The sequence below is a fragment of the Asanoa ishikariensis genome (assembly GCF_900107455.1).
GTDB lineage: Bacteria > Actinomycetota > Actinomycetes > Mycobacteriales > Micromonosporaceae > Asanoa > Asanoa ishikariensis.
On sequence record NZ_FNQB01000001.1, the window covers coordinates 957716 to 976383 of the forward strand.

20 protein-coding genes and 1 tRNA gene are annotated in these 18668 nt (G+C 69.5%); 13 read left to right on the forward strand and 8 right to left on the reverse strand.

The window, feature by feature from the left end; all coding sequences use genetic code 11:
• Positions 1 to 71: 71 nt before the first annotated feature.
• Together BLV39_RS04455 and BLV39_RS04460 are read right to left on the reverse strand one after the other, a co-directional pair.
• The gene (locus BLV39_RS04455; protein WP_090787566.1) at positions 72 to 734 is read right to left on the reverse strand and encodes a response regulator; all 663 of its coding nucleotides are present in this window, start codon (positions 732 to 734) and stop codon (positions 72 to 74) included.
• Entirely contained in the window at positions 731 to 1876 is a 1146-nt protein-coding gene (locus BLV39_RS04460) for a sensor histidine kinase (protein WP_090787569.1), read from the reverse strand. Before BLV39_RS04460 ends, BLV39_RS04455 begins: the two co-directional genes overlap by 4 nt.
• A 159-nt stretch (positions 1877 to 2035) precedes the next feature.
• Here BLV39_RS04460 and BLV39_RS04465 point away from each other — a divergent pair.
• The 7 genes from BLV39_RS04465 to BLV39_RS04495 all read left to right on the forward strand — a co-directional run bounded on the left by BLV39_RS04465 (position 2036) and on the right by BLV39_RS04495 (position 6900).
• Positions 2036 to 2108 (forward strand) — tRNA-Arg (locus BLV39_RS04465).
• 493 nt (positions 2109 to 2601) lie between these two features.
• Positions 2602 to 3039 (forward strand): hypothetical protein, encoded by a 438-nt coding sequence (locus tag BLV39_RS04470; RefSeq protein ID WP_090787572.1) that lies wholly within the window; start codon positions 2602 to 2604, stop codon positions 3037 to 3039.
• A gap of 220 nt (positions 3040 to 3259) precedes the next feature.
• Positions 3260 to 4330: an RNA ligase RtcB family protein gene (locus BLV39_RS04475; RefSeq protein WP_090787575.1), complete on the forward strand. Its 1071-nt coding sequence runs from the start codon at positions 3260 to 3262 to the stop codon at positions 4328 to 4330.
• On the forward strand, positions 4327 to 4932 hold the full coding sequence (gene prfH / locus BLV39_RS04480) for a peptide chain release factor H (protein ID WP_090787577.1): 606 nt from the start codon (positions 4327 to 4329) through the stop codon (positions 4930 to 4932). Before BLV39_RS04475 ends, prfH begins: the two co-directional genes overlap by 4 nt.
• 16 nt (positions 4933 to 4948) lie before the next feature.
• Positions 4949 to 5506 carry a hypothetical protein gene (locus BLV39_RS42810; RefSeq protein WP_176984768.1) on the forward strand — a complete coding sequence of 186 codons (558 nt, stop codon included), beginning with the start codon at positions 4949 to 4951 and terminating at the stop codon, positions 5504 to 5506.
• Positions 5507 to 5551: 45 nt separating this feature from the next.
• Entirely contained in the window at positions 5552 to 5887 is a 336-nt protein-coding gene (locus BLV39_RS04490; protein WP_090787580.1) for a DUF488 domain-containing protein, read from the forward strand.
• An 11-nt stretch (positions 5888 to 5898) separates the two neighbouring features.
• Entirely contained in the window at positions 5899 to 6900 is a 1002-nt protein-coding gene (locus tag BLV39_RS04495; RefSeq protein ID WP_090787583.1) for an asparaginase, read from the forward strand.
• 1 nt (position 6901) lies between these two features.
• Here BLV39_RS04495 and BLV39_RS04500 read toward each other — a convergent pair whose 3' ends face one another.
• The 3 genes from BLV39_RS04500 to BLV39_RS04510 all read right to left on the reverse strand — a co-directional run bounded on the left by BLV39_RS04500 (position 6902) and on the right by BLV39_RS04510 (position 11542).
• Entirely contained in the window at positions 6902 to 8911 is a 2010-nt protein-coding gene (locus BLV39_RS04500) for a glycosyl hydrolase family 28-related protein (RefSeq protein ID WP_090787586.1), read from the reverse strand.
• A 138-nt stretch (positions 8912 to 9049) separates the two neighbouring features.
• Positions 9050 to 10783 (reverse strand): Hsp70 family protein, encoded by a 1734-nt coding sequence (locus tag BLV39_RS04505; protein ID WP_090787589.1) that lies wholly within the window; start codon positions 10781 to 10783, stop codon positions 9050 to 9052.
• A gap of 66 nt (positions 10784 to 10849) precedes the next feature.
• Positions 10850 to 11542 (reverse strand): SDR family oxidoreductase, encoded by a 693-nt coding sequence (locus tag BLV39_RS04510; protein WP_090787592.1) that lies wholly within the window; start codon positions 11540 to 11542, stop codon positions 10850 to 10852.
• A gap of 53 nt (positions 11543 to 11595) precedes the next feature.
• On the opposite strand from BLV39_RS04510, the gene BLV39_RS04515 reads away from it, so the two are divergent.
• The 4 genes from BLV39_RS04515 to BLV39_RS04530 all read left to right on the forward strand — a co-directional run bounded on the left by BLV39_RS04515 (position 11596) and on the right by BLV39_RS04530 (position 14402).
• Positions 11596 to 12009: a MerR family transcriptional regulator gene (locus BLV39_RS04515; protein ID WP_090787595.1), complete on the forward strand. Its 414-nt coding sequence runs from the start codon at positions 11596 to 11598 to the stop codon at positions 12007 to 12009.
• 36 nt (positions 12010 to 12045) lie between these two features.
• Positions 12046 to 12573, forward strand: coding sequence for a hypothetical protein (locus BLV39_RS04520; protein WP_176984769.1), 528 nt, complete (start codon positions 12046 to 12048; stop codon positions 12571 to 12573).
• A gap of 67 nt (positions 12574 to 12640) precedes the next feature.
• A complete protein-coding gene (locus BLV39_RS04525; RefSeq protein WP_090787598.1) occupies positions 12641 to 13210 on the forward strand; it encodes a hypothetical protein in 570 nt (189 codons plus the stop codon).
• A gap of 328 nt (positions 13211 to 13538) precedes the next feature.
• On the forward strand, positions 13539 to 14402 hold the full coding sequence (locus BLV39_RS04530; protein WP_090787601.1) for an aldo/keto reductase: 864 nt from the start codon (positions 13539 to 13541) through the stop codon (positions 14400 to 14402).
• Positions 14403 to 14876: 474 nt separating this feature from the next.
• On the opposite strand, the gene BLV39_RS04535 is transcribed toward BLV39_RS04530, so the two are convergent.
• Positions 14877 to 15347, reverse strand: coding sequence for a hypothetical protein (locus BLV39_RS04535; protein WP_090787605.1), 471 nt, complete (start codon positions 15345 to 15347; stop codon positions 14877 to 14879).
• Between the two features lie 103 nt (positions 15348 to 15450).
• Between BLV39_RS04535 and BLV39_RS04540 the strand changes: the two genes are divergently transcribed.
• The gene (locus tag BLV39_RS04540) at positions 15451 to 16296 is read left to right on the forward strand and encodes an aldo/keto reductase (RefSeq protein ID WP_090787608.1); all 846 of its coding nucleotides are present in this window, start codon (positions 15451 to 15453) and stop codon (positions 16294 to 16296) included.
• Between the two features lie 41 nt (positions 16297 to 16337).
• Here the strand turns inward: BLV39_RS04540 and BLV39_RS04545 are convergent, their stop codons facing one another.
• A complete protein-coding gene (locus BLV39_RS04545; RefSeq protein ID WP_090787611.1) occupies positions 16338 to 16640 on the reverse strand; it encodes a DUF1905 domain-containing protein in 303 nt (100 codons plus the stop codon).
• A gap of 102 nt (positions 16641 to 16742) precedes the next feature.
• Between BLV39_RS04545 and BLV39_RS04550 the strand changes: the two genes are divergently transcribed.
• Positions 16743 to 17717 (forward strand): aldo/keto reductase, encoded by a 975-nt coding sequence (locus tag BLV39_RS04550; RefSeq protein ID WP_090787614.1) that lies wholly within the window; start codon positions 16743 to 16745, stop codon positions 17715 to 17717.
• Here BLV39_RS04550 and BLV39_RS04555 read toward each other — a convergent pair.
• Positions 17714 to 18667 (reverse strand): DNA polymerase domain-containing protein, encoded by a 954-nt coding sequence (locus tag BLV39_RS04555; protein WP_373315328.1) that lies wholly within the window; start codon positions 18665 to 18667, stop codon positions 17714 to 17716. The two genes, BLV39_RS04550 and BLV39_RS04555, sit on opposite strands and share 4 nt — an antisense overlap.
• Position 18668 lies beyond the last annotated feature (1 nt).

The following is an 18668-nucleotide window of genomic DNA, read 5'->3' on the forward strand; positions in this document are numbered from 1 at the left end:
GGCCTGGTCGAGCGTGGCGGACCTCGTTGTCCGTCGCAGCGCCTCTCGACTGGCCCGTCCACCATAACGCGTCACCGCGACGGCGACACAAGCCCCATTTCAAAGGCCATGATCACCAGGTGTACGCGGTCGCGTGCGTCGAGTTTGGTGAAGAGCCGCGCGACGTGGGTCTTGGCCGTGGCCACGCTGATCACCAGGCGTTCGGCGATCTCCGTGTTGGAAAGGCCCTGGCCGACGAGGGTGAGCACCTCGCGTTCCCGTTCGGTGACGGCGGCGAGCGCCTTGGGGCGCACTGTTTGTGCTTGGTGCGGCCGGCCGGCGAACTCGGCGATCAAGCGGCGGGTGACGCTCGGTGCGATCAGACCATCGCCGGCCGCGACGACCCGGATGGCGTCCAGGATGTCGTCGAGCGCCATGTCCTTGACGAGAAACCCCCCGGCGCCGGCCCGCAGAGCGCCGTAGACGTTGTCGTCGTCATCGAACGTGGTCAACATGATCACGTGGGCGACCGAGCCGGCCTCGACGATCTTGCGGGTGGCGGTGATCCCGTCCATGACCGGCATCCGGATGTCCATCACCACCACGTCGGGTGCGAGCTCCCGGGTGAGGTCGACGGCCTGGGCTCCGGTGCCGGCCTCGCCGATCACCTCGAGGTCGGGCGTATCGGCGATCAGCACCCGCAGGCCGGCCCGGACCAGCGGCTGGTCGTCGGCGAGGAGAACCCGGACGGTCATGCCTGATCCGCCGGCAACGGCAGGGTGGCGCGGACCTCGAAACCGCCCTCGGGGAGCGGGCCGGCGGTCAGTTCGCCGCCCAGGAGAGCGGCCCGTTCGCGCATGCCCGGGATGCCGTAGCCGGTGCCGCTGTCGATGCCGCCCCGGCCCGCATCGCTAACGACGATGGTGAGTGCGGGTAGTGCGTACCCGATGATGATCGTGCAGTTCTCGGTCTGTGCGTGCCGGACGATGTTGGTGAGCGCTTCCTGGATGATCCGGTACGCGGCGAGATCGACGTCAGGTGGCAGCACCCGTGGCTCGCCCTGGATGCTCACCCTGGCGCGGACGCCGGCGGCTTCTGTTGTCGCCACGAGGCTGTCGAGCTCGGCCAGCCCGGTGGTCGCGGTCGCGGCGGGCTCGGCGTCACTGCGGCGCAGGGCGACCAGCGTGCGCCGCAGCCCGGCGAGCGTCTCCCGGCTGGCGGTCTCGATCGTGTCGAGCGCCTTACGCGCCTCCTCGGGCTGCGTGTCGATCACCCGGCGCCCGACCCCGGCCTGGATCGCGATCACGCCGATGCTGTGCGCGACCTGGTCATGCAGATCGCGGGCGATCCGCAACCGCTCGGTGGTCACGGCGTCGGCGGCAGCCCGGGTGAGCAGGGCGGCGCGATAGTCGCGGCGTTGCCGCAGCGCGGTGCCGGCCAGCCAGGCGAGGAGGACGCCGAGCAGGAGAGCGACCAGCACGTTGACGTAGGTGTCGCCGCCCCCGGTGTAGATCGTGGCCGCGGCGCCCTCGGCAACGATGGCGGTGAGCACCGCGCTGACTGTGGCGATCCGCGACCTGGTGGCCGCGATGTAGACGACCGCGACGTCGAGGACCACGGCCTGCAGGAAGCCCACGAGCCCCGTGATGTTGAGCGGTGCCAGCCCGACCACACCGAGCAGCAGACCGACGAACCCGACCAGCGGCCAGCGCGTCAGCAGGAAAGCGGGCAACGCGAGCACGAGCACCGGCAGCACCGTCTCGGGCCCGGTGATGTTCTCGCCCGTGCCGAATGCGACCGCGAGGGAGAGCGCGATCGGGTACGCGGCGAGCAGGACCCAGGACGTGGCAGCCGAGGGGATCCGGGGATCGACGGGGCGGGGAACGGTGGCTTCCATGCTGCCGATGGTAGATATCCGCAGGTGAGAGCGCGTCGGCCCAGGGGCGTACGACCTCGGGCTGACGGCCGGGCTCTAAAAGCCCGGCGACCTGGACGCTTCCCGGGAGGCACGCCTGCGGTCCGAGCGAACGCCCAAGTCGGTACACTCTTCACTCGCGCCCTCGTAGCTCAGGGGATAGAGCATCGGTTTCCTAAACCGTGTGTCGCAGGTTCGAATCCTGCCGGGGGCACAATTTCCGCTCGCACAGAGCGCGAGCACAAATTGTGCTGATTCCTCCCCTGGGGCCCGATCCCCAGACCCCACGCCGTGGGGCCTTCTGCCCCCGGACCCCCGACCGGCCCGCCCGTCGAGGATCGCGCTCCTCGCCCCGACCTGACGGAACGAGTCATCAGGCAGGAGTACGGCCGTCCGCGTGCGCCTCGGAGGAACGTCATATCCCGTTCCCATGCTTGGCGGGACCCGCCGGGGCACCGGCACAGCGAAGATCGTCGATCCTGACGCTCTGAGCTGCGGACCGTGCCGCGCATCGGGCGCCGGCCCTTGATCATTTATATATGCACCTCTATCGTTGTCACGAGCCGTTCGCGGTGGTCGGCCAATCGACGTCTGGCCGGGCGTGACGGTGCCGCTGGAAGCGCAACGGGCCCGGACTCGGCATGTCCGGGTCCAGTAGGGAGCAGAAGATCTTGATGCGTAAGGCTTTCTCACCTCTCCGTCTGGCGATGGCCGGACTGCTGGCGATGGTGGTCGTCGTCGCCATCCCGGGGGTTGCCCAAGCCGCTTTGCCCTCCGGCTACACCGTCGTGACATACACGACGCCGCGCGACGGCGGGTCGTACGACCGGACTGTCACCCTCTTCGACCCCAACGACGTGGCCCCTGGGGACGGCAAGTTCCAGGCGGACCCGTACGCGGGCACGCCCGGCGACGCGATCCGGGCGTGTGACTGGCTCGCCGACGGTTGGGGCATGGAGATTCGGCTCGACACCAACCCGGGCACCGGCTGGGACCGGACGGCGACGACGCGCGGTAACAACTCGCCCTACTGCAGCGGTTGGGCCAGCGGCGACATCGCCGAGGACACGCTGATCTGGATCCAGGTCTGCCTGGTGAAGGGGGCCACGGAGTACTGCGACCAAATCAGGACCGCCAGGTCCTGATCACTGGCATCGGCGTCACGGTGACGACCCGTGGGCCGGTGACAGGTGCCGACGCGACCGACCGGCTCTGGGGTCTCCTGGGCCGGTCGTCCGCGGCTCGGGGCGGGCGACCGGTTAATCATTTGCGCTACGGCACGGCCCTCGCCAATATTTGACCCATGACGTTCTGACGAAGACACCCAGCCCAATATGAGCCCCGTCTTCGAAGAGAGAACGTCTCTTGTCTGTCACCGTGTTCGCTTCCGCCCGCAGTTGGATCGAGTCCGCCGCCGTTGACCAGTGCCATCAGGTCGCCGCGCTCGACGGGATGGTTCACGTCGCGGGCATGCCCGACCTGCATCCCGGCAAGGGCGCGCCCATCGGCGCGGCCATGGCCTCGAAAGTGCTTTACCCGCTCCTCGTCGGTTCCGACATCGGCTGCGGCATTGCCGTGTTCCCGGTCGGGCTCAAGCGGGCCGTTCCCGAGCGGCTGGCCCGCAAGTTCCCCAACCTCGACGACGAGCTGACCGCGGACGACCCGGCCTGGGACGCGGTGACCACGGACGTCCCGGGCGGTCACCTGGACGGCCTCGGCACCGTCGGCCGGGGCAACCACTTCGTCGAGCTCGCCCGCATCGGCACGGTCTTCGAGTCGGCGAGACTCGATCTCGCGAAGAACAGCCTCGTGCTTATCGTCCACAGTGGTTCGCGAGGTCTCGGCGAGCGCATCCTGCGGGCGCACACCGAAGTGCACGGCGCCGGGCCGGCGCCGGACGTCGGCTACCTGGCCCAGCACGACATGGCGGTCCGCTGGGGTTCGCTGAACCGGCGGCTCATCGCCGCGCGCGTGCTGCGGGCCTTGGGCGCGCGGATGGCCGAACCGATCGTCGACCTGAGCCACAACCTGGTCGAGGTACGTGACGGCGGATACCTCCACCGCAAGGGCGCCGCGCCCGGCGACGGCCGGGACGTGCTCATCGCCGGCACGCGAGGCACCCATTCCTACCTCGTGGCCGCCCACTCCGGGCCGGAGGCCAACTGGTCGGTGGCCCACGGCGCGGGCCGCAAGATGTCCCGTGCCGACGCGCTGCGCCACGGCAAGGCCAAGCACACGGTCGAAGGGCTCCGCCGCACCGCGCTCGGGTCCATCGTGGTGTGTGGCGACCGCCAGTTGCTGTTCGAAGAGGCGCCCACGGCGTACAAGCGGATCGAGCAGGTGATCGCCGACCTCACGGACCATGGGCTGGCCACTCCGGTGGCCACGACGGTCCCGCTGGTGACCTACAAGACCGCCGAGCGGGGGCGGTCGTGAACCACCTGCTCATCTCGGCCGGCCGTGGCCCGCAGGAGTGTGCCTGGGCGGTGGCCCGACTGACGAGCCGCCTGGAGGCCGAGGCGGCCCGGCTCAAAACGAAAGTCCAGCGGATCGAGACCGTCGCCGGCGAGCGCCCCGGCACGTACCGCTCGATTCTCGTCGGCATCGACGGCCCGGACGCGGACCGGCTCGTCGCGGCGTGGACGGGCACCCTGTGCTGGCAGGCGCCCAGCCCCTATCGGGCGAGCACCGGCCGGAAGAACTGGTACGTCATCGCCAGCCCGCACACGCCGGACAGCGTCCACACGCCGTTCCGTGAAGCCGACATCGACTTCGTACCCTGTCGCACCGGCGGGCCAGGCGGACAGCACCGCAACAAGGCGAGCACGGCCGTGCGCGCGACCCACCGCCCCTCCGGCACCGTCGTCGTGGTCGACACCGAGCGCCAGCTCAGCCAGAATCGCCGCCTCGCCGTCGATCTGCTGCGCGAGCGCCTGGCCCGCACCGACGACGAGGCGGACCGGGCTCGGGACGCTGCGCGCCGGCACATCCACGACGAGCTCGTACGCGGAAATCCCGTGCGGATCGAACGGCCTTAACCGTTCAATGGAGGGCATGGAAGCGAGGAAGGACGGGCGGAGCTGGCGGATCGGCACGGCCGCTGACGTCGGCTGGCTGGCCGAGGGCCGCGCCACGGCCGGCTTGTCCATCACGACGGCGATTCCGCCGGTCTATGAGGGGTACGCCACGTTCCACCTGCCCGAGGGTGTCAGTTTCGCCGCACACGAACGCGCCGTGGTCGACGTGCTGGCGGCGCAGACCCCGGCACAGCCCTGGTGGTTGGGTTTTCTCGAGACCGGCGCGCACGACGTCGTCTTCCCCGAAGCGCCGCGGGTGCCGCTCTACTGGGACTGGCCCTACGTGTTGGTCGAGGCCGGCCCCGAGCAGGCCCTCACCTGGCGCACGGGCCACATGCGTGGCGATGGGTCACTGCCCGACCTGTTCTTCCCCACGGACCGCTCGTGGCTCGTCTCGGCGCTCTGGGACGACAGTTGGACCGACCTGGGTGGCCCGGCATCGCTGATCGCCGCCCTGTGCCGTGACCCGCTCGTCAACGCCCGCCCCGTCGGCCCCGACGAGGACGCGCTGCCACCCGGTCTCACCCGCGAGTGACCGATTTCGAAACAGACCGCGCCTGGCTCCAATAGGTTGAGAAAGATGCGGCTACGACGGGTGTACGACGAGATCGAGCCCGGTGACGGCAAGCGCGTGCTGGTCGACCGGATCTGGCCACGCGGGGTGCACAAGGGCAGCTTCGACGAGTGGCTCAAAGAGGTGGCGCCGTCCACCGAACTGCGGCACTGGTACGGGCACGATCCGGACAAGTTCTCCGAGTTCCGCCGGCGCTACCTCGCCGAGCTCAAGGAACCGGAGCAGGCCGGGGCGCTGGACCAGCTCCGTACCCTCCAGAAGAACGGCCCGGTCACGTTGCTCACCGCGACCAAGGACGTCGAGATCAGCCACGCCGCCGTGCTGCTCAAGCTCCTGCAATAGAGTCACGCACCATGCCTACCGTCGCGGTGTTCTCGCTGGGCGGCACGATCGCCATGACCACCGGTCCGGACGGCGGGGTGGTGCCCGCGCTCGGCGCCGCCGACCTGGTGGCCGCCGTTCCGGGGCTGGCCGATACCGGCATCAGCGTCGAGGTCACCGACTTCCGGCGGTTGCCGGGCGCGGGGCTCGGGTTCGCCGACCTCGCCGCACTCGTCGCCGCGGCAAGCGGGACCGGCGCTGACGGCGTCGTCGTCACCCAGGGCACCGACACGATCGAGGAGGCCGCGTACGCGCTCGATCTGTTGTGGACGCTGGACACGCCCTTGGTCGTCACCGGCGCGATGCGCAACCCGACGCTGGCGGGGGCGGACGGGCCGGCCAACCTGCTGGCGGCGGTGCGGGTCGCGGCCGCGCCGGAGGCACGTGGGATGGGCTGCCTGGTCGTGCTGGGTGACGAGATCCACGCCGCCCGCTGGGTGCGCAAGACCCACACCACCAGCCCGGCCGCCTTCCGCTCGCCGGACACCGGCCCGGTCGGCCTGGTCGCCGAGGGCCGGCCGCGCATCCTCACCCGGCCCGTCCGGCACAGTCTGAGGATCGACGAGCCGATCGCGACGGTACGCACTGGCGTGGTCCCGGTCGTCCTCGGTGACGACGGTGAGCTCCTGCGCCAGGCCGGCGTTGTGCTGGACGGTCTGGTCGTCGCGGCCTTCGGGGTCGGCCACGTGCCGGTGAGCACAGTGGACGTCCTGACCGATCTCGCACGATCCAAGCCAGTCGTGCTCGCCTCGCGGATCGGCGCCGGGCCGGTGCTGACCCATACGTATGGCTACCCGGGTGCGGAAGCGGACCTGCTTCGACGAGGCCTGATCGCCGCTGGCGCGCTGGACCCGTACAAGGCGCGGATCCTGCTCCATCTCTTGCTGGCCGCGGGCCATGACCGTGCCGGCGTCGTGAACGCGTTCGCCGCGGTCAACGGGCGGGCGTCCGAGGACGCCCGCCCGCTCACCTAGCTCACCACTGCGAAGGCGCCGGAGGCACCACGACCGGAGGCCGGTCGTCGCAGGTGATCGTGTTGGGCAGCTCCCAGGCCGCCAGCCACGGACCGGTCGTGCCGCCGCCGTCGTTGCCGCCGAGGTCGGTCACGCCGAACTCGGAGCCGGTCGGCGGGAAGTTGAACGACCCGCAGTTGTTGATGCCGACCGCACCGACGTTGCGGGCGTCGACGTTCTCGAACGACGCACCGCCCTTGACCCGGGCGCTGAGCACCGAGGTGCCGGTGCCGTCCACCCGGACGTCCTTGAAGTGCACGTTGGTGATCGAGTAGAGGTCCTTCACGGTCCACTCGCTGACCATCATGATCGCGTTGTAGGTGCTGTCCAGGTAGTGGTCGCCGGTCACCCGGATGTCCGCGTCGATGTTCTTCTCCAACGCGTAGATCCAGATGGCCCCGAGCCCGATGTTCCAGTTGAGCTCGTACGTGCCGGCCCGCACGACGGTGTTGTCGGTGATGGACAACTTGCCGCCGAAGGCCACCGCGCCGAACCGGGAACCGACCTGGATGCCGCTGCCTTCGCGGATCGGGTCGGCGATCAGGTTGCGGGACACGGTGTTGTCGGTGCCGCCGTAGATGGCGATGCCGTTGGCCAGCGTGGGCGTCTGCACGGTGTTGCGGTCGAACGTGTTGCCCGTGTTGGCCGTCGTCTCCGACCACATGGCCAACCCGTCGTCGCCGGTGTTGCGGATGAAGTTGTTGCGCACCAACGAGTTGGTGACTCCGATGTGGAAGTTGAGCGCGTCGGCGATCTGGTCGACGACGATGTTGTCGGTCACCTTCGTGTTGGTCATGGGTCCGTCGAACCAGAGCCCGACCTTGGTGTGCCGGATGTGCAGCCCGGAGATGGTCGAGTCGCTCATCGCGCCACCGATGGCGTTGACCTGGTCGGTGTCGATCCGCTCGCGCACGTCGCCTTCGATCGAGAAGCCGGACAGGTGCACGTTGCGGCTGCCGCCGTCGGCCGCGTCCTTGCCGTAGAACCCGACGCCGGTGTGCACCGAACCGTCCGGCGCGGGCGGGTTCAGCGCGACTTCTTTGCCCTTGATCTTCGTGTACCAGTTGCCGGCGCCCTCGATCGTCACGTTGTCGACGATGATGTGCCGGTTGACCTGGTACGTGCCCGGCGGGACGTACACCTTGAGCCGGGCCAGCCGCGCGATGGCGATCGCCTTCTCGAAGGCCTTCGCCGAGTCCTTCTTACCGGTGGGGTCGGCGCCGAACAGCAGCACGTTGGACGCGAGCAGGTTGACGTGCGGCGCTTGGACGAGCTCGGAGTCGAGCAGGTCGACCACGGTCCAGGCCGCGGCGGTGCCCTTGGGCGCCGTCAGCCTCACCTTCGCGCCGGCCTGGTACGTGCGGCCGAGCAGCAGCCGCTCCTCGTCGTAGAAGTGCATCGGGCGGAACGGCTTGGTGATGACGGGAGTGGGGGTGGTGAACGCCGGGACACACGCGCACTCGGTGATCCACCAGTCCGAGTGCAGCAGGTCGGCCTGTGGGTCGTTGGTGAACGGGTACTGGTTGTAGAGCCATGCGTACTCGGACGTGAGCGTCATGGTCTTCTTGCCGCCGCCGTTGACGGTGACGTTCAACGGGGCGCGGATGCCGCCCCCGTTGGGTGAGTCCGGGATGCTGTAGCGCACGGTGACCGCGTTGGCCGCCGCGGGCAGCGTGAACTCGACGTACTGTCCAGGTTGGAGTCGCACCGCTTTGCGGCCGGACGCCTCGGCGGGCAGCGTGTAGGCGGTGCGGTCGGGGCCGATGACGGTGCCGTTGGTGGCCGCGTTCTCGGCTTCCTGCTCGAGGAAGTTGACGGAAGCGCCCCGGCCGGCGACCAGCGCCGGGTCCAGCGCGGCGCGGGTGACGACCGGCGCGGTGCCGGCACTGGCCGGACCCGCGATGCCGATCACGCCGAGGCCCAGGGCGGCGACGGACGCGACGGCCAGCAAACGAGATGGTGTCCGTGACATCAAGGACTCGTTTCTGTGGCGAGGTAGGGAAATGGGGACCCTGACCCTAGAGCCATCGATGTCGATTGCACAAGCGTCTGTCTATGATTTGCAGAATCTTGTAGTGCGCTTGCAAAGCCACATCATGTTTTTGCGTGATCACGGTCGTGGCTGTGCGGGTCCTACTCGTTTGTAGATCGACTCCGAGCTGTTGCCGACCACCCTCAGCTCGTCGCCGGTGCAGCTGTACTCCGAGGCTGGTCCACCCTCGGTGTCCTGACTCAACGCCGCGCTGGTCCGGACTGACCCGTTGACCCGCCAGGTCGTCTTGCCGGTCGCACCCCTGGGCGCGTACGACAATTTGGCGTTGATCGTCTGGTAGGTCCACGAGAGCGTGCCTTTGTGGATGACCTGGTACGTCTTACCGCCGGCCTTCCCGCTCTTGACGGGGCCCTTGCGGTAGTCGGTCCAGCCCTTGCCGTCAGGTAGGTAGCTCACGAAGCCACCCGTGCCGCTCAGCGTCAGGTTGACGGTGGTGCCGAACAGGTCCACGCCCGGCTTGTTGTAGCTGACCTCCTGCCACCGGCCCAGCAGACAGGCGCTGCCGGTGATCGGCGTGGGGGACGGTGTCGCTCGCGCGCTCGGCGTGACGGATGCGTCGATGACGTGCGGTGTGCCGGTGGTGCCGTCGCCGTCGGATGGCCGCATGGCCAGCGCCATTCCGGCGGCTATGACGACGACCGTGAGGCCGGCCGCGAGCGGAACGATCCGTCTGGCCTGTTGGCTTTGTCGACGCTCGGGTGTGGACTGCGGGCCCGTTGTGGCCGCCCCGGCGGCTGGCCGGACCGCACCCTCCGCCACCGCCAACTCGGGCTGTTCGATCGCCGTTGGTGCGCTGCCCAGTGCCTGGTGCAGGAGGGTGCTCACCAGGGGGTACCGGCTTGCTCCACCGACCAGGTAGACGCTGCTGAGGTCGGCCGGCCCGACACCGGCGGCGGCCAACGCGGCCCGGCATGCGGTGACCGTGCGGTCGAGCAGCGGCCGGGCCAACGCGTCAAGCTGTTCCCGGCCGAGCGGCGCTTCCTCGTCGAGGATCGGCAGCGCGATGCGGGCCGACGTGCGCCGGGACAGGGCCTCCTTGGTGAGGCGCACGTCGTCCCACAGTTGCCGGTTGAGCCGCCGATCCGCGTCCGACCGGGGTTCGACGAGCCGACTCCAGCCGTCGCGGCCGCCGTACACCACGGTCAGGTGGGCGACGATCGCCGCGTCGATGTCGAGCCCGCCGGCGCCGATCAGCCCCTCGGAGGCGAGCACCTCGAACCCGTCGGCCGTGCGGCGCACCACGGACGCGTCAAAGGTGCCGGCGCCGAGGTCGTAGATCAACGTGCGGGCACCGAGGGGAAGGCTTTCCCCGGCGACGCCGACGAAGTAGCCGGCCGCGGCGACAGGTTCGACCGCAAGTTCAGATCGCGGTACGCCGGCCGCCGCTGCCGCCGCCAGCAACGTCTCCCGCCGGTGGGGGCCCCAGCTCGCCGGGTGGGTGAGGATCAGCTTGACGGAGGCTTGGTCGGCGATCCGGGTCGCTTCCTGCACCGCGCGGCGCAGGACCGCGCCGATCAGGTCCGCGATCGGGTACTCCGAGTCTCCCAACAGGACGGTGCCGTCGTCGATGCGCTGTTTGGGGTGTAGCTCGGCGCCGCTGGGGTTGGCGCGCGACGCCTGGAGAGCGTCGGTGCCGACGAGGATGGTGTCACCCTCCACACAGACCGCGGAGGGCAGCAGCGGCGAGCCGTCGAAAAGCACGGAGCGAACCCGGCCGTCGGGCCAGCGCAGTGTGGCGGCGGTGTTGGAGGTGCCGAAGTCGACGCCCAACACGACCCCGCCGATATTCATGACGACAACGGTATCCGCTCGGCCCGTGTGGCCGTGTCGTCCGCTCGATCGCAGCCGTCGGCTTGATCACACAGGTGAACCGACTCGGCGCATCGTGATCGTGCTGATGTCGACGCCTTCGGGTTGGATCAGGGCCCAGACGATGCTGGCCGCGACCTGTTCGGCCGTGAGGTAGCCGCCGGGCCGGTCGGCCGGTGCGCCGCCGATCGGGTCGAAGAAGTCCGTGTCGGTGCCGCCCGGCGAGACCAGCGTGACCCCTACCCCCTGGGCGCTGACCAGTTGGCGGGTGTTGCCGGCGAGACCCGTCAGCGCCCACTTCGTGGCGCCGTAGATGTTGCCGGGTGTGTGCAGCAGCCCGGCGACGCTGCCGACCAGCACGATGCGGCCGCGGGCGGCGGCGAGGTGGGGGAGCGCGGCGCGGATTAGCGCCGCCGGGCCGAGCACGTTGGTGAGGACCATGTCGCGCCAGGCGTCCGGGTCGCCGTCGTCGAGGCCGTCGTGTGTCGCGTACCCGGCGTTGGCGACCACGTTGTCGAGCCGCCCGAACTTGGCCACGGTGCTGTCGACGGCGGCCTGCACCTCGGCCGGCACCGCGCTGTCGGAGACGAGAGTCAAGGCGTCGGGATTGTCGGTGCCGAACCGGTCAAGTCGATCGGCCCGCCGGCCGGTGACGGCGACGTGCTGGCCGAGGGACATCAGTTGCCGTGCGGTCGCGGCGCCGATGCCGGCCGATCCGCCAGTGATCAGGGTGACTGTCATGGGCGGACCATAGGACTTAGAGCGGGCTCTAGCTCAAGCGCTAACCTGCGGTTATGGCGTACGGCATCGGAGAAGTAGCCGCCCGCACGGGGCTGAGCGTGCACGCACTGCGGTTCTACGAGCGGGAGGGCTTGTTCGTCGGCCCGATCGTCCGCGACCCCGGCGGCCGGCGCGTCTACTCGGACGGCGACATCGGGTGGGTGGAGCTGTGCGCCCGGCTGCGGGAGACCGGGATGCCGCTGGAGGTGATCCGGAAATACGCCGACCTGGTCCGCGACGGCGTGGGCAACGAGCCGGAGCGCCTGGCGCTGCTGCGTGAGCACCAGGAACGCATCGAGTCGCAGATGCAGGCGCTGTCGGTTGGCCTGAGCATGATCAGTTACAAGGTCCGGGTGTACGAGAAGCGCCTGGCCGAGGGCACGGCGGCCGCGCTGTGGTCGAGCTCGACGTCTTCTTCGGGCGATTAAACACGAAAAAGACACATATGAAGGTACGTTGACCGCATGGCCGACGCCTCCGACGACACTCCGACGTCGAAGGCTGCCGTGCCCACGCCCGCCGAGTTCCGCCAGGCGTACCGGGAAGAGCTAGCACCCAACGAACGCTCGGTGCTCTGGTCCTGGCTCGGCTTCACGGTCACCTTCGCGGCGGTCCGGGCGATCACGTACAGCATCCGCCGAGGCGGCACCGGTTTCCACAACGTGAGCATCGGCGGCATCCACCTCCACCACTACATGTGGGGGATCGGCATGGTCAGTGCGGTCGGCGCGCTGGCAGTGGCCGGCTGCGAAGACGCCCGCCGCCATCCCGCGACGGGCGTGGTCTACGGGTCGGGGCTCGCCTTGATCGTCGATGAGTTCGCGCTGCTGCTGGATCTCAAGGACGTCTACTGGGCCAGCCAGGGCCGTGTCTCGGTTGACCTTGGCGTCGGGATGGTCGCCCTCGGCGGCACGGGGCTGAGCATCCGCCCGGTCCTGTCCCGTCTCGCTCGCGACCGCGGCTTGACCCGCCGGCGGCCCTCAACCGGTTGATCCCCGCTCTGGGTCCGCGATCGCGTTCCGTCTTTCTTGTTCTGCCGGTCGGGCGGTTAACCGGTTGATGCCCGCGCGCCTGGTGCTCCACGCTGACGGGGTGCGGGTGACCTTCGAGCGACCGCAAGACCACGTCTGGGGCTCGATCCTGATCGAGCGCGACGACGGCGTCGTCTATCGGATGAACGCGGGACCGATCACCGCGGAACTCCCGCACGACCTGGTGCACTTCACCGTCGAAGACGCGATGCGAGTCCGCGACGGCATCTGGGGCGCCATCGCCGGCGGCGTGGTCTTCAAGAGCATGACCCACCAATCCGGGCGGCGGCCACCGCATGCCGCGGAGCGGTCGGCCGCGCTCATCCGGGAGTACCGGGATCGCATCCAGCATGCCGAGCTCCTTGGTGGCTTTGTCGAGGCGGCGGCAGCGAAGCCCGGCGCCGACCTACGAAGACTGGCCGCGCAATGGTTCGCGACCCGGCCCGAGGACGCTCCGCCGAACGAGGCGGTGGTGGCCGCCGTCGAAGCCCTGCGGGTCGTGGCGGAGCGATGGCGCGCAGTGCCGGTCGGGAGTGGACTGGCGGTCGAGTGGCCGGCGTTTCGCAGCCTTAGGCCGCGCCGGGTGTCCCGACGCTGAGGGCGCCGGAGCCGGCGGACTGCCACCCTGCGCCGGTCGGCGCACTGGAGACGTTCCGGCGGGTCCGCCCTGACCGCCCGCATCCGTCCCTGGCTGCGGCGGAGAACGGCACGCAGATCCTCGGCCGGCGGACTGCCGAGGCAGGCTGGGCGGCTGCTCGGCAGTGCTGATCGCGCCCGCACTGCGCCTTTCGGTTGGGGCAACAATGCCACAAAGCCCTCATATACCTCAAAATCCCCGAACCGGGCGTACCGGTGCGGCGGAGCTAGGCTCCGAAGGAGGCGGTTGAACCAGGCGCCTCCGGCTTGCCTGGGATTGGAGACGCACCATGCCGAACGCCAGCGCCGCGGGGACTATCGACCTCGGCGGGGATCTCACCGTTAACCGGTTCGGTTTCGGAGCAATGCGGATCACCGGGCCCGGCATCTGGGGCCCACCGGAAAACAAGCAAGACGCCCTGGCGGTCCTGCGCCGAGCGGTCGAGGAAGGAATCAACTTCATCGACACGGCGGACTCGTACGGACCCAACGTGAGCGAGGAACTGATCGCCGAGGCGCTCTACCCTTACCCGGACGACCTGGTCATCGCGACGAAGGCGGGCATGTACCGCACAGGCCCCGACGACGGCGAGCCGGACGGGTTCTGGCCCAAGGACGGCCGTCCGGAGCGAATCGTCGAGGCCTGCGAGGGATCGCTGCGTCGGCTCAGGCTCGAACAGATTCCGCTGTTCCAGTTCCACAAGCCGGACCCCAAGGTGCCGTTCGAAGAGTCGATGACCGGCGTGGTGCGACTCAAGGAGGAAGGCAAAGTCCTCCACGTTGGACTGTCAAACGTGAGCGAGGAGCAAATTCGCGTCGCTCAACAGATGGTCCCGATCGTCTCGATTCAGAACCGCTACAACGTCGATGACCGCCGCTCGGAATCCATCGTGGACCTGTGCGAGCAGGAGCAGATGGTCTTCATCCCATATGCGCCGATCCAGAACAGGGACAACCCGACGGTGGCGGAGATCGCCGAGCGACACTCGGCCACCCCACGCCAGGTGGCGCTCGCCTGGCTACTCGGCCGGTCACCGTCAATGCTCCCGATCGCGGGCACCGGCGACCCAGAGCACCTTGACGACAACCTGGCCGCCCTGGACCTCAACCTCACCCGCGCCGAGATCGGCGCCCTCACCCAACTCGGAAGCTGAAGCCTCGCGCCAGGACGGTCGCGGCGATCAGCCCGAAGCATGGGGGCCGCGCGGCCCGTGCAGGCCGCGCAAGGCGTTTCCGGGCGTCCCTACGACGCAAGGGGTGTCGCGCAACGCGGTGAGCTGCGTCTACCGCGTTCGGCGTGTGGCTGCGCCTGCGGCGCGGGCGTGCGGGCTGCGCACTGCGAGTGCGGGCTGCTCGACGGCGCGGAGGCGCTGTGGGCTATGCCGATGGCGTGGGGCCGCGGGCTGCGCGACGCGTGTGGGCTGCGCCTACGGCGCGAGGCGTGCGGGCGCGGGCGTGTGGGCCGCGCCGATAGCGCGAGCAAATGGGAGCCGTGCTGGACGTCGGCAGCCGAGCTGCCAAAGCCCCGCTGTGCGGAGTTTTCTCAAGGCGACCTCGGCGGAACTGCGTATGGCCGCGTCGGGCGCATCCTTGTCCGGCTCAGAGCCGCGCGAACTTGCCCCGCGCCGCTAGTCAGCGGCCGGCATGGGTCGTTTAGCGGTCAATGCCTGTAGGTCGGCCTCGACCAGTGCGCGATCGTCCGCCTCCGCGATGCGAGCCGCCGCGCCGCGTGCCTGCTCCAGCAACGCGGCTGCGGCCTGGTCGCCGCCCGTGAGCGCTGCCCGGGCCAGGGCCTCGTACGCGTACGCCAGGTCAAAGTCCCCGATCCCGTGCTCGATACAAAGATCGAGACATCGCTGAGCGTGGTGGGTGGCGGGCTCCGCCCGGCCGCGTACCGAATAGACGCGCGAGCACTGCCACTCACCGCGCGCCAGGTTGACCGGTTCACCGACCTGGCCCCAATGGTGTCGGGTGGCGTGCGCCATGTGCAGCATCGTGTCGTCGTCCGCCGGGCTGCGGTCGGTGCGTTCCAGCAGGTCCCAGACGCGGTTGAAGAGTTCCGCCGCCAGCGTCCGTTCGTCGCCAACCTCCAACGCCATTCGGCCACCGTACGCAGGCAACCGACCGGAGATACGCTCGCAGGTACGCGGAGGTGAGTGCGTGTCGCGTCCGCCTCCGACATCGGATTGGAGTGTCTGCACCATGCCCAACGCCAGTTCCGCGGGGACCATCGACGTCGGCGGGGATCTCACCGTCAACCGGTTCGGTTACGGCGCCATGCGCATCACCGGCCCGGGCATTTGGGGACCGCCCGCAGACAAGGATGAGGCCATCGCGGTGCTACGCCGTGTGGTCGACGCCGGCATCAACTTCATCGACACGGCCGACTCCTACGGGCCCAACGTGAGCGAGGAGCTGATCGCTGAGGCGCTCTACCCGTACGCGGACGATCTGGTCATCGCCACCAAAGGTGGCCTGCTCCGGCCCGAACCGTTCGTGGGCTGGCCCGCCGACGGGCGCCCGGAGCACCTGCGCGAGGTCTGCGAAGGCTCGCTGCGCCGCCTCAAGCTCGAGCAGATCCCGCTCTACCAGTTCCACCGGCCCGACCCCAACGTGCCGTTCGAGGACTCGATCGGTGAACTGGTTAAGCTCAAGGACGAGGGCAAGATCCGGCACATCGGGCTGTCGAACGTCAACGAAGAGCACATTCGTGCCGCGCAGCGACTGACGCCGATCGTCTCGATCCAGAACCGCTACAACGTCGACGACCGCGCCTCGGAGACCATCGTCGATCTGTGCGAGCAGGAGTCGATGGTGTTCCTGCCCTGGGCGCCCATCCAGGATCTCGACAAGAACCCGACCATCCACGCGATCGCCGAGCGGCACTCGGCTTCGGCGCGCCAGGTCGTACTCGCCTGGCTGCTCGGCCGCTCGCCGTCGATGCTGCCCATCCCGGGCACGGGCGACCTCGCGCACCTGGACGACAACCTCGCTGCCCTCGACCTGAAGCTGTCCCAGGCGGAGATCGCGAGCCTGACCCGCGCCTGAACCGAACCGGGGTGCCGGCCCGACCGAGGCCGGCACCCCGTTCAGATGTCGACCAGCTCGACGCTCACCGTCGCGACGTCGCCGGCATCGAGACCTTCGGCCCGCCGGACGGCCCGTTTCAGCGGCAGCACGTAGCACCCGCTCGCGCCGTCCGGGAAGACCGACGTGCGCCACGCGCTGGAGCCGATGGTGACCTGAACCCGCACCGAGCCGAACCCGCGCCGGGTGCCGCCGGTGCGGTCACGGATCTCGGCGGACGCGTCGGCCGGCAGCGTGACGAACACCCAACTGTCGTCGCGCCGCGCCTCCCAGACCCACAGCTCGGCATCGAAAGAGAACCTCACCCGCCCAGCATCACACTGGGCTACGACAGTTCCGGCCGCACGCGCGGAGCTAGGGTCGGGGAAGGGACCGCGGAGGCCGGCCCCGGAACAGGAACAACCGCAATGAGAAACGTTTCGCTTGGCGGCGACCTCGAAGTCTCCCGCCTCGGCCTGGGCTGTATGGGCATGTCCGCCTACTACGAGGGCTACGGCGACGAAGCGGAGTCGGTACGCACCATCCGTCGGGCTGCCGAAATCGGCATCACGCTGCTCGACACGGCCGAGGTCTACGGCCCCTTCCTCAACGAAGAACTGGTCTCGCGTGCGGTCGCGAACCGGCGCGACGACTATGTGATCGCGACCAAGTTCGGTCAGCTCACCCACCGCGACGGGCCCGTCGTACGCAAGCTCGACAGCTCGCCGGAGAACATCCGCGTCGCCGTCGAAGGCTCGTTGCGCCGGCTCGGCACCGACCGGATCGACCTGCTCTACCAGCACCGGGTCGACCCCTCCGTGCCGATCGAGGAGACCGTCGGCGAGATGGCCCGGCTGGTCGCCGAGGGCAAGGTGCTCCACATCGGACTCTCCGAGGCCTCGGCCGAGACGATCCGTCGGGCGCACGCGACTCATCCGATAGTCGCCCTGCAATCCGAGTACTCGCTGTGGACGCGCGACATCGAGGACGCGGTGCTGCCGCTGCTCCGCGAGCTCGGCATCGGCCTGGTCGCGTACTCCCCGCTCGGCCGAGGCTTTCTCACCGGCCGTTACGCGACCCCGCAGGATCTGCCGAGCGACGACTTCCGAAGCACGCTTCCCCGGTTCAGTGCCGACAACTTCGCGGACAACCTGCGGATCGTCGACGAGGTACGCGCGGTCGCCGAAGAGGTCGGCGCCACCCCGGCCCAGGTCGCCATCGCCTGGTTGCTGGCGCAGGGGCCGGACATCGTGCCGATCCCGGGTACGACGCAGGTCTTCCGACTGGAGGAGAACGCGGCCGCCGAGTCGCTGGTGCTGGCCGACGAGCAGCTCAACCGGTTAAGCGCGATTCGCCCACCGGTCGGTGACCGCTACGCCGACATGACCTCCATCGACCGTTAGGACTCCGCCCGCTTCTCCCGCGCGCGGCGCTTGCCTTCGTGCATCGCGACCACGCGGGCGATCGGGATGGTGTGCCCCTCCTCGACCAAGCCGGGGTCGAGCCGTTGCGGCGGCGGCATCAGCTCCGCCCACGGATCGCCGGACGCCAGCGCCGCGGCGGCCGTGTGAACCGTGTAATCGGTGGGCACGGCCGCCTCCAACGCGTCCCACGGCACTGGGAACGACACCGGCACTCCGGGGCGCAGGCGCGGGCTGTAGGCGGAAACCACCGTCGCGCCGCCGGCCCGCGTGGAGTCGAGGAAGACCTTGCCCTCGCGCTGTTCGACGATGAACGCGGTGGTCGCGAGCGCCGGGTCGAGGCGCTCGGCCCGCGCCGCGATTGCCCGGGTCGCCGCCGCCACGTCGTCGTGGGCCGGGCCATCCGCCAGGGGTACGAACACGTGGGCGCCCTTGGCCCCGCTGGTCTTGGCCGCGCCCGCCATCCCGCACGCGCTGAGCACCTCGCGCACGAGCAGCGCTGCCTGTGCGGCCAACCGAAACGGTTCACCTTCGGGTGGGTCGAGGTCCATGATCAGGTGCGTCGGGTGAGTCCAGTCGCTATGCAGCGCCAAGCCAGGGTGGTATTCGACCGCCCGCTGGTTGGCGAACCAGATCAGCGTCCGCCGGTCGTTGCATAGCCCGTAGCTGACCATCCGCCGGGACCGGTCGGCCCAGACATCGGCCCGGGCGACCCAGTCGGGCGTGTACTTGGGCAGGTTCTTCTGCATGAACGGCGGCTGCCCGGGCCGCACCCGGATCACCGACAGCGGCCGATCCCGCAACGCCGGAACCATCCGCTCGTGTACGGCATCCAGATAGTCGACCAGGTCGCGCTTGCTCGCGCCGGCGCCGTCGAACAGCTCCTGGTCGAGGTTGGTCAGCGGCACTCCGTCGCGCTCTTCACCAGCCATG

Coding starts and splice junctions, on each gene's coding strand:
- BLV39_RS04455 (WP_090787566.1), bottom strand. CDS start 734: ATGACCGTCCGGGTTCTCCTCGCCGACGACCAGCCGCTGGTCCGGGCC.
- BLV39_RS04460 (WP_090787569.1), bottom strand. CDS start 1,876: ATGGAAGCCACCGTTCCCCGCCCCGTCGATCCCCGGATCCCCTCGGCT.
- BLV39_RS04470 (WP_090787572.1), top strand. CDS start 2,602: ATGGCCGGACTGCTGGCGATGGTGGTCGTCGTCGCCATCCCGGGGGTT.
- BLV39_RS42810 (WP_176984768.1), top strand. CDS start 4,949: ATGGAAGCGAGGAAGGACGGGCGGAGCTGGCGGATCGGCACGGCCGCT.
- BLV39_RS04490 (WP_090787580.1), top strand. CDS start 5,552: ATGCGGCTACGACGGGTGTACGACGAGATCGAGCCCGGTGACGGCAAG.
- BLV39_RS04495 (WP_090787583.1), top strand. CDS start 5,899: ATGCCTACCGTCGCGGTGTTCTCGCTGGGCGGCACGATCGCCATGACC.
- BLV39_RS04500 (WP_090787586.1), bottom strand. CDS start 8,911: ATGTCACGGACACCATCTCGTTTGCTGGCCGTCGCGTCCGTCGCCGCC.
- BLV39_RS04505 (WP_090787589.1), bottom strand. CDS start 10,783: ATGAATATCGGCGGGGTCGTGTTGGGCGTCGACTTCGGCACCTCCAAC.
- BLV39_RS04510 (WP_090787592.1), bottom strand. CDS start 11,542: ATGACAGTCACCCTGATCACTGGCGGATCGGCCGGCATCGGCGCCGCG.
- BLV39_RS04515 (WP_090787595.1), top strand. CDS start 11,596: ATGGCGTACGGCATCGGAGAAGTAGCCGCCCGCACGGGGCTGAGCGTG.
- BLV39_RS04520 (WP_176984769.1), top strand. CDS start 12,046: ATGGCCGACGCCTCCGACGACACTCCGACGTCGAAGGCTGCCGTGCCC.
- BLV39_RS04525 (WP_090787598.1), top strand. CDS start 12,641: ATGCCCGCGCGCCTGGTGCTCCACGCTGACGGGGTGCGGGTGACCTTC.
- BLV39_RS04530 (WP_090787601.1), top strand. CDS start 13,539: ATGCCGAACGCCAGCGCCGCGGGGACTATCGACCTCGGCGGGGATCTC.
- BLV39_RS04535 (WP_090787605.1), bottom strand. CDS start 15,347: ATGGCGTTGGAGGTTGGCGACGAACGGACGCTGGCGGCGGAACTCTTC.
- BLV39_RS04540 (WP_090787608.1), top strand. CDS start 15,451: ATGCCCAACGCCAGTTCCGCGGGGACCATCGACGTCGGCGGGGATCTC.
- BLV39_RS04550 (WP_090787614.1), top strand. CDS start 16,743: ATGAGAAACGTTTCGCTTGGCGGCGACCTCGAAGTCTCCCGCCTCGGC.
- BLV39_RS04555 (WP_373315328.1), bottom strand. CDS start 18,667: ATGGCTGGTGAAGAGCGCGACGGAGTGCCGCTGACCAACCTCGACCAG.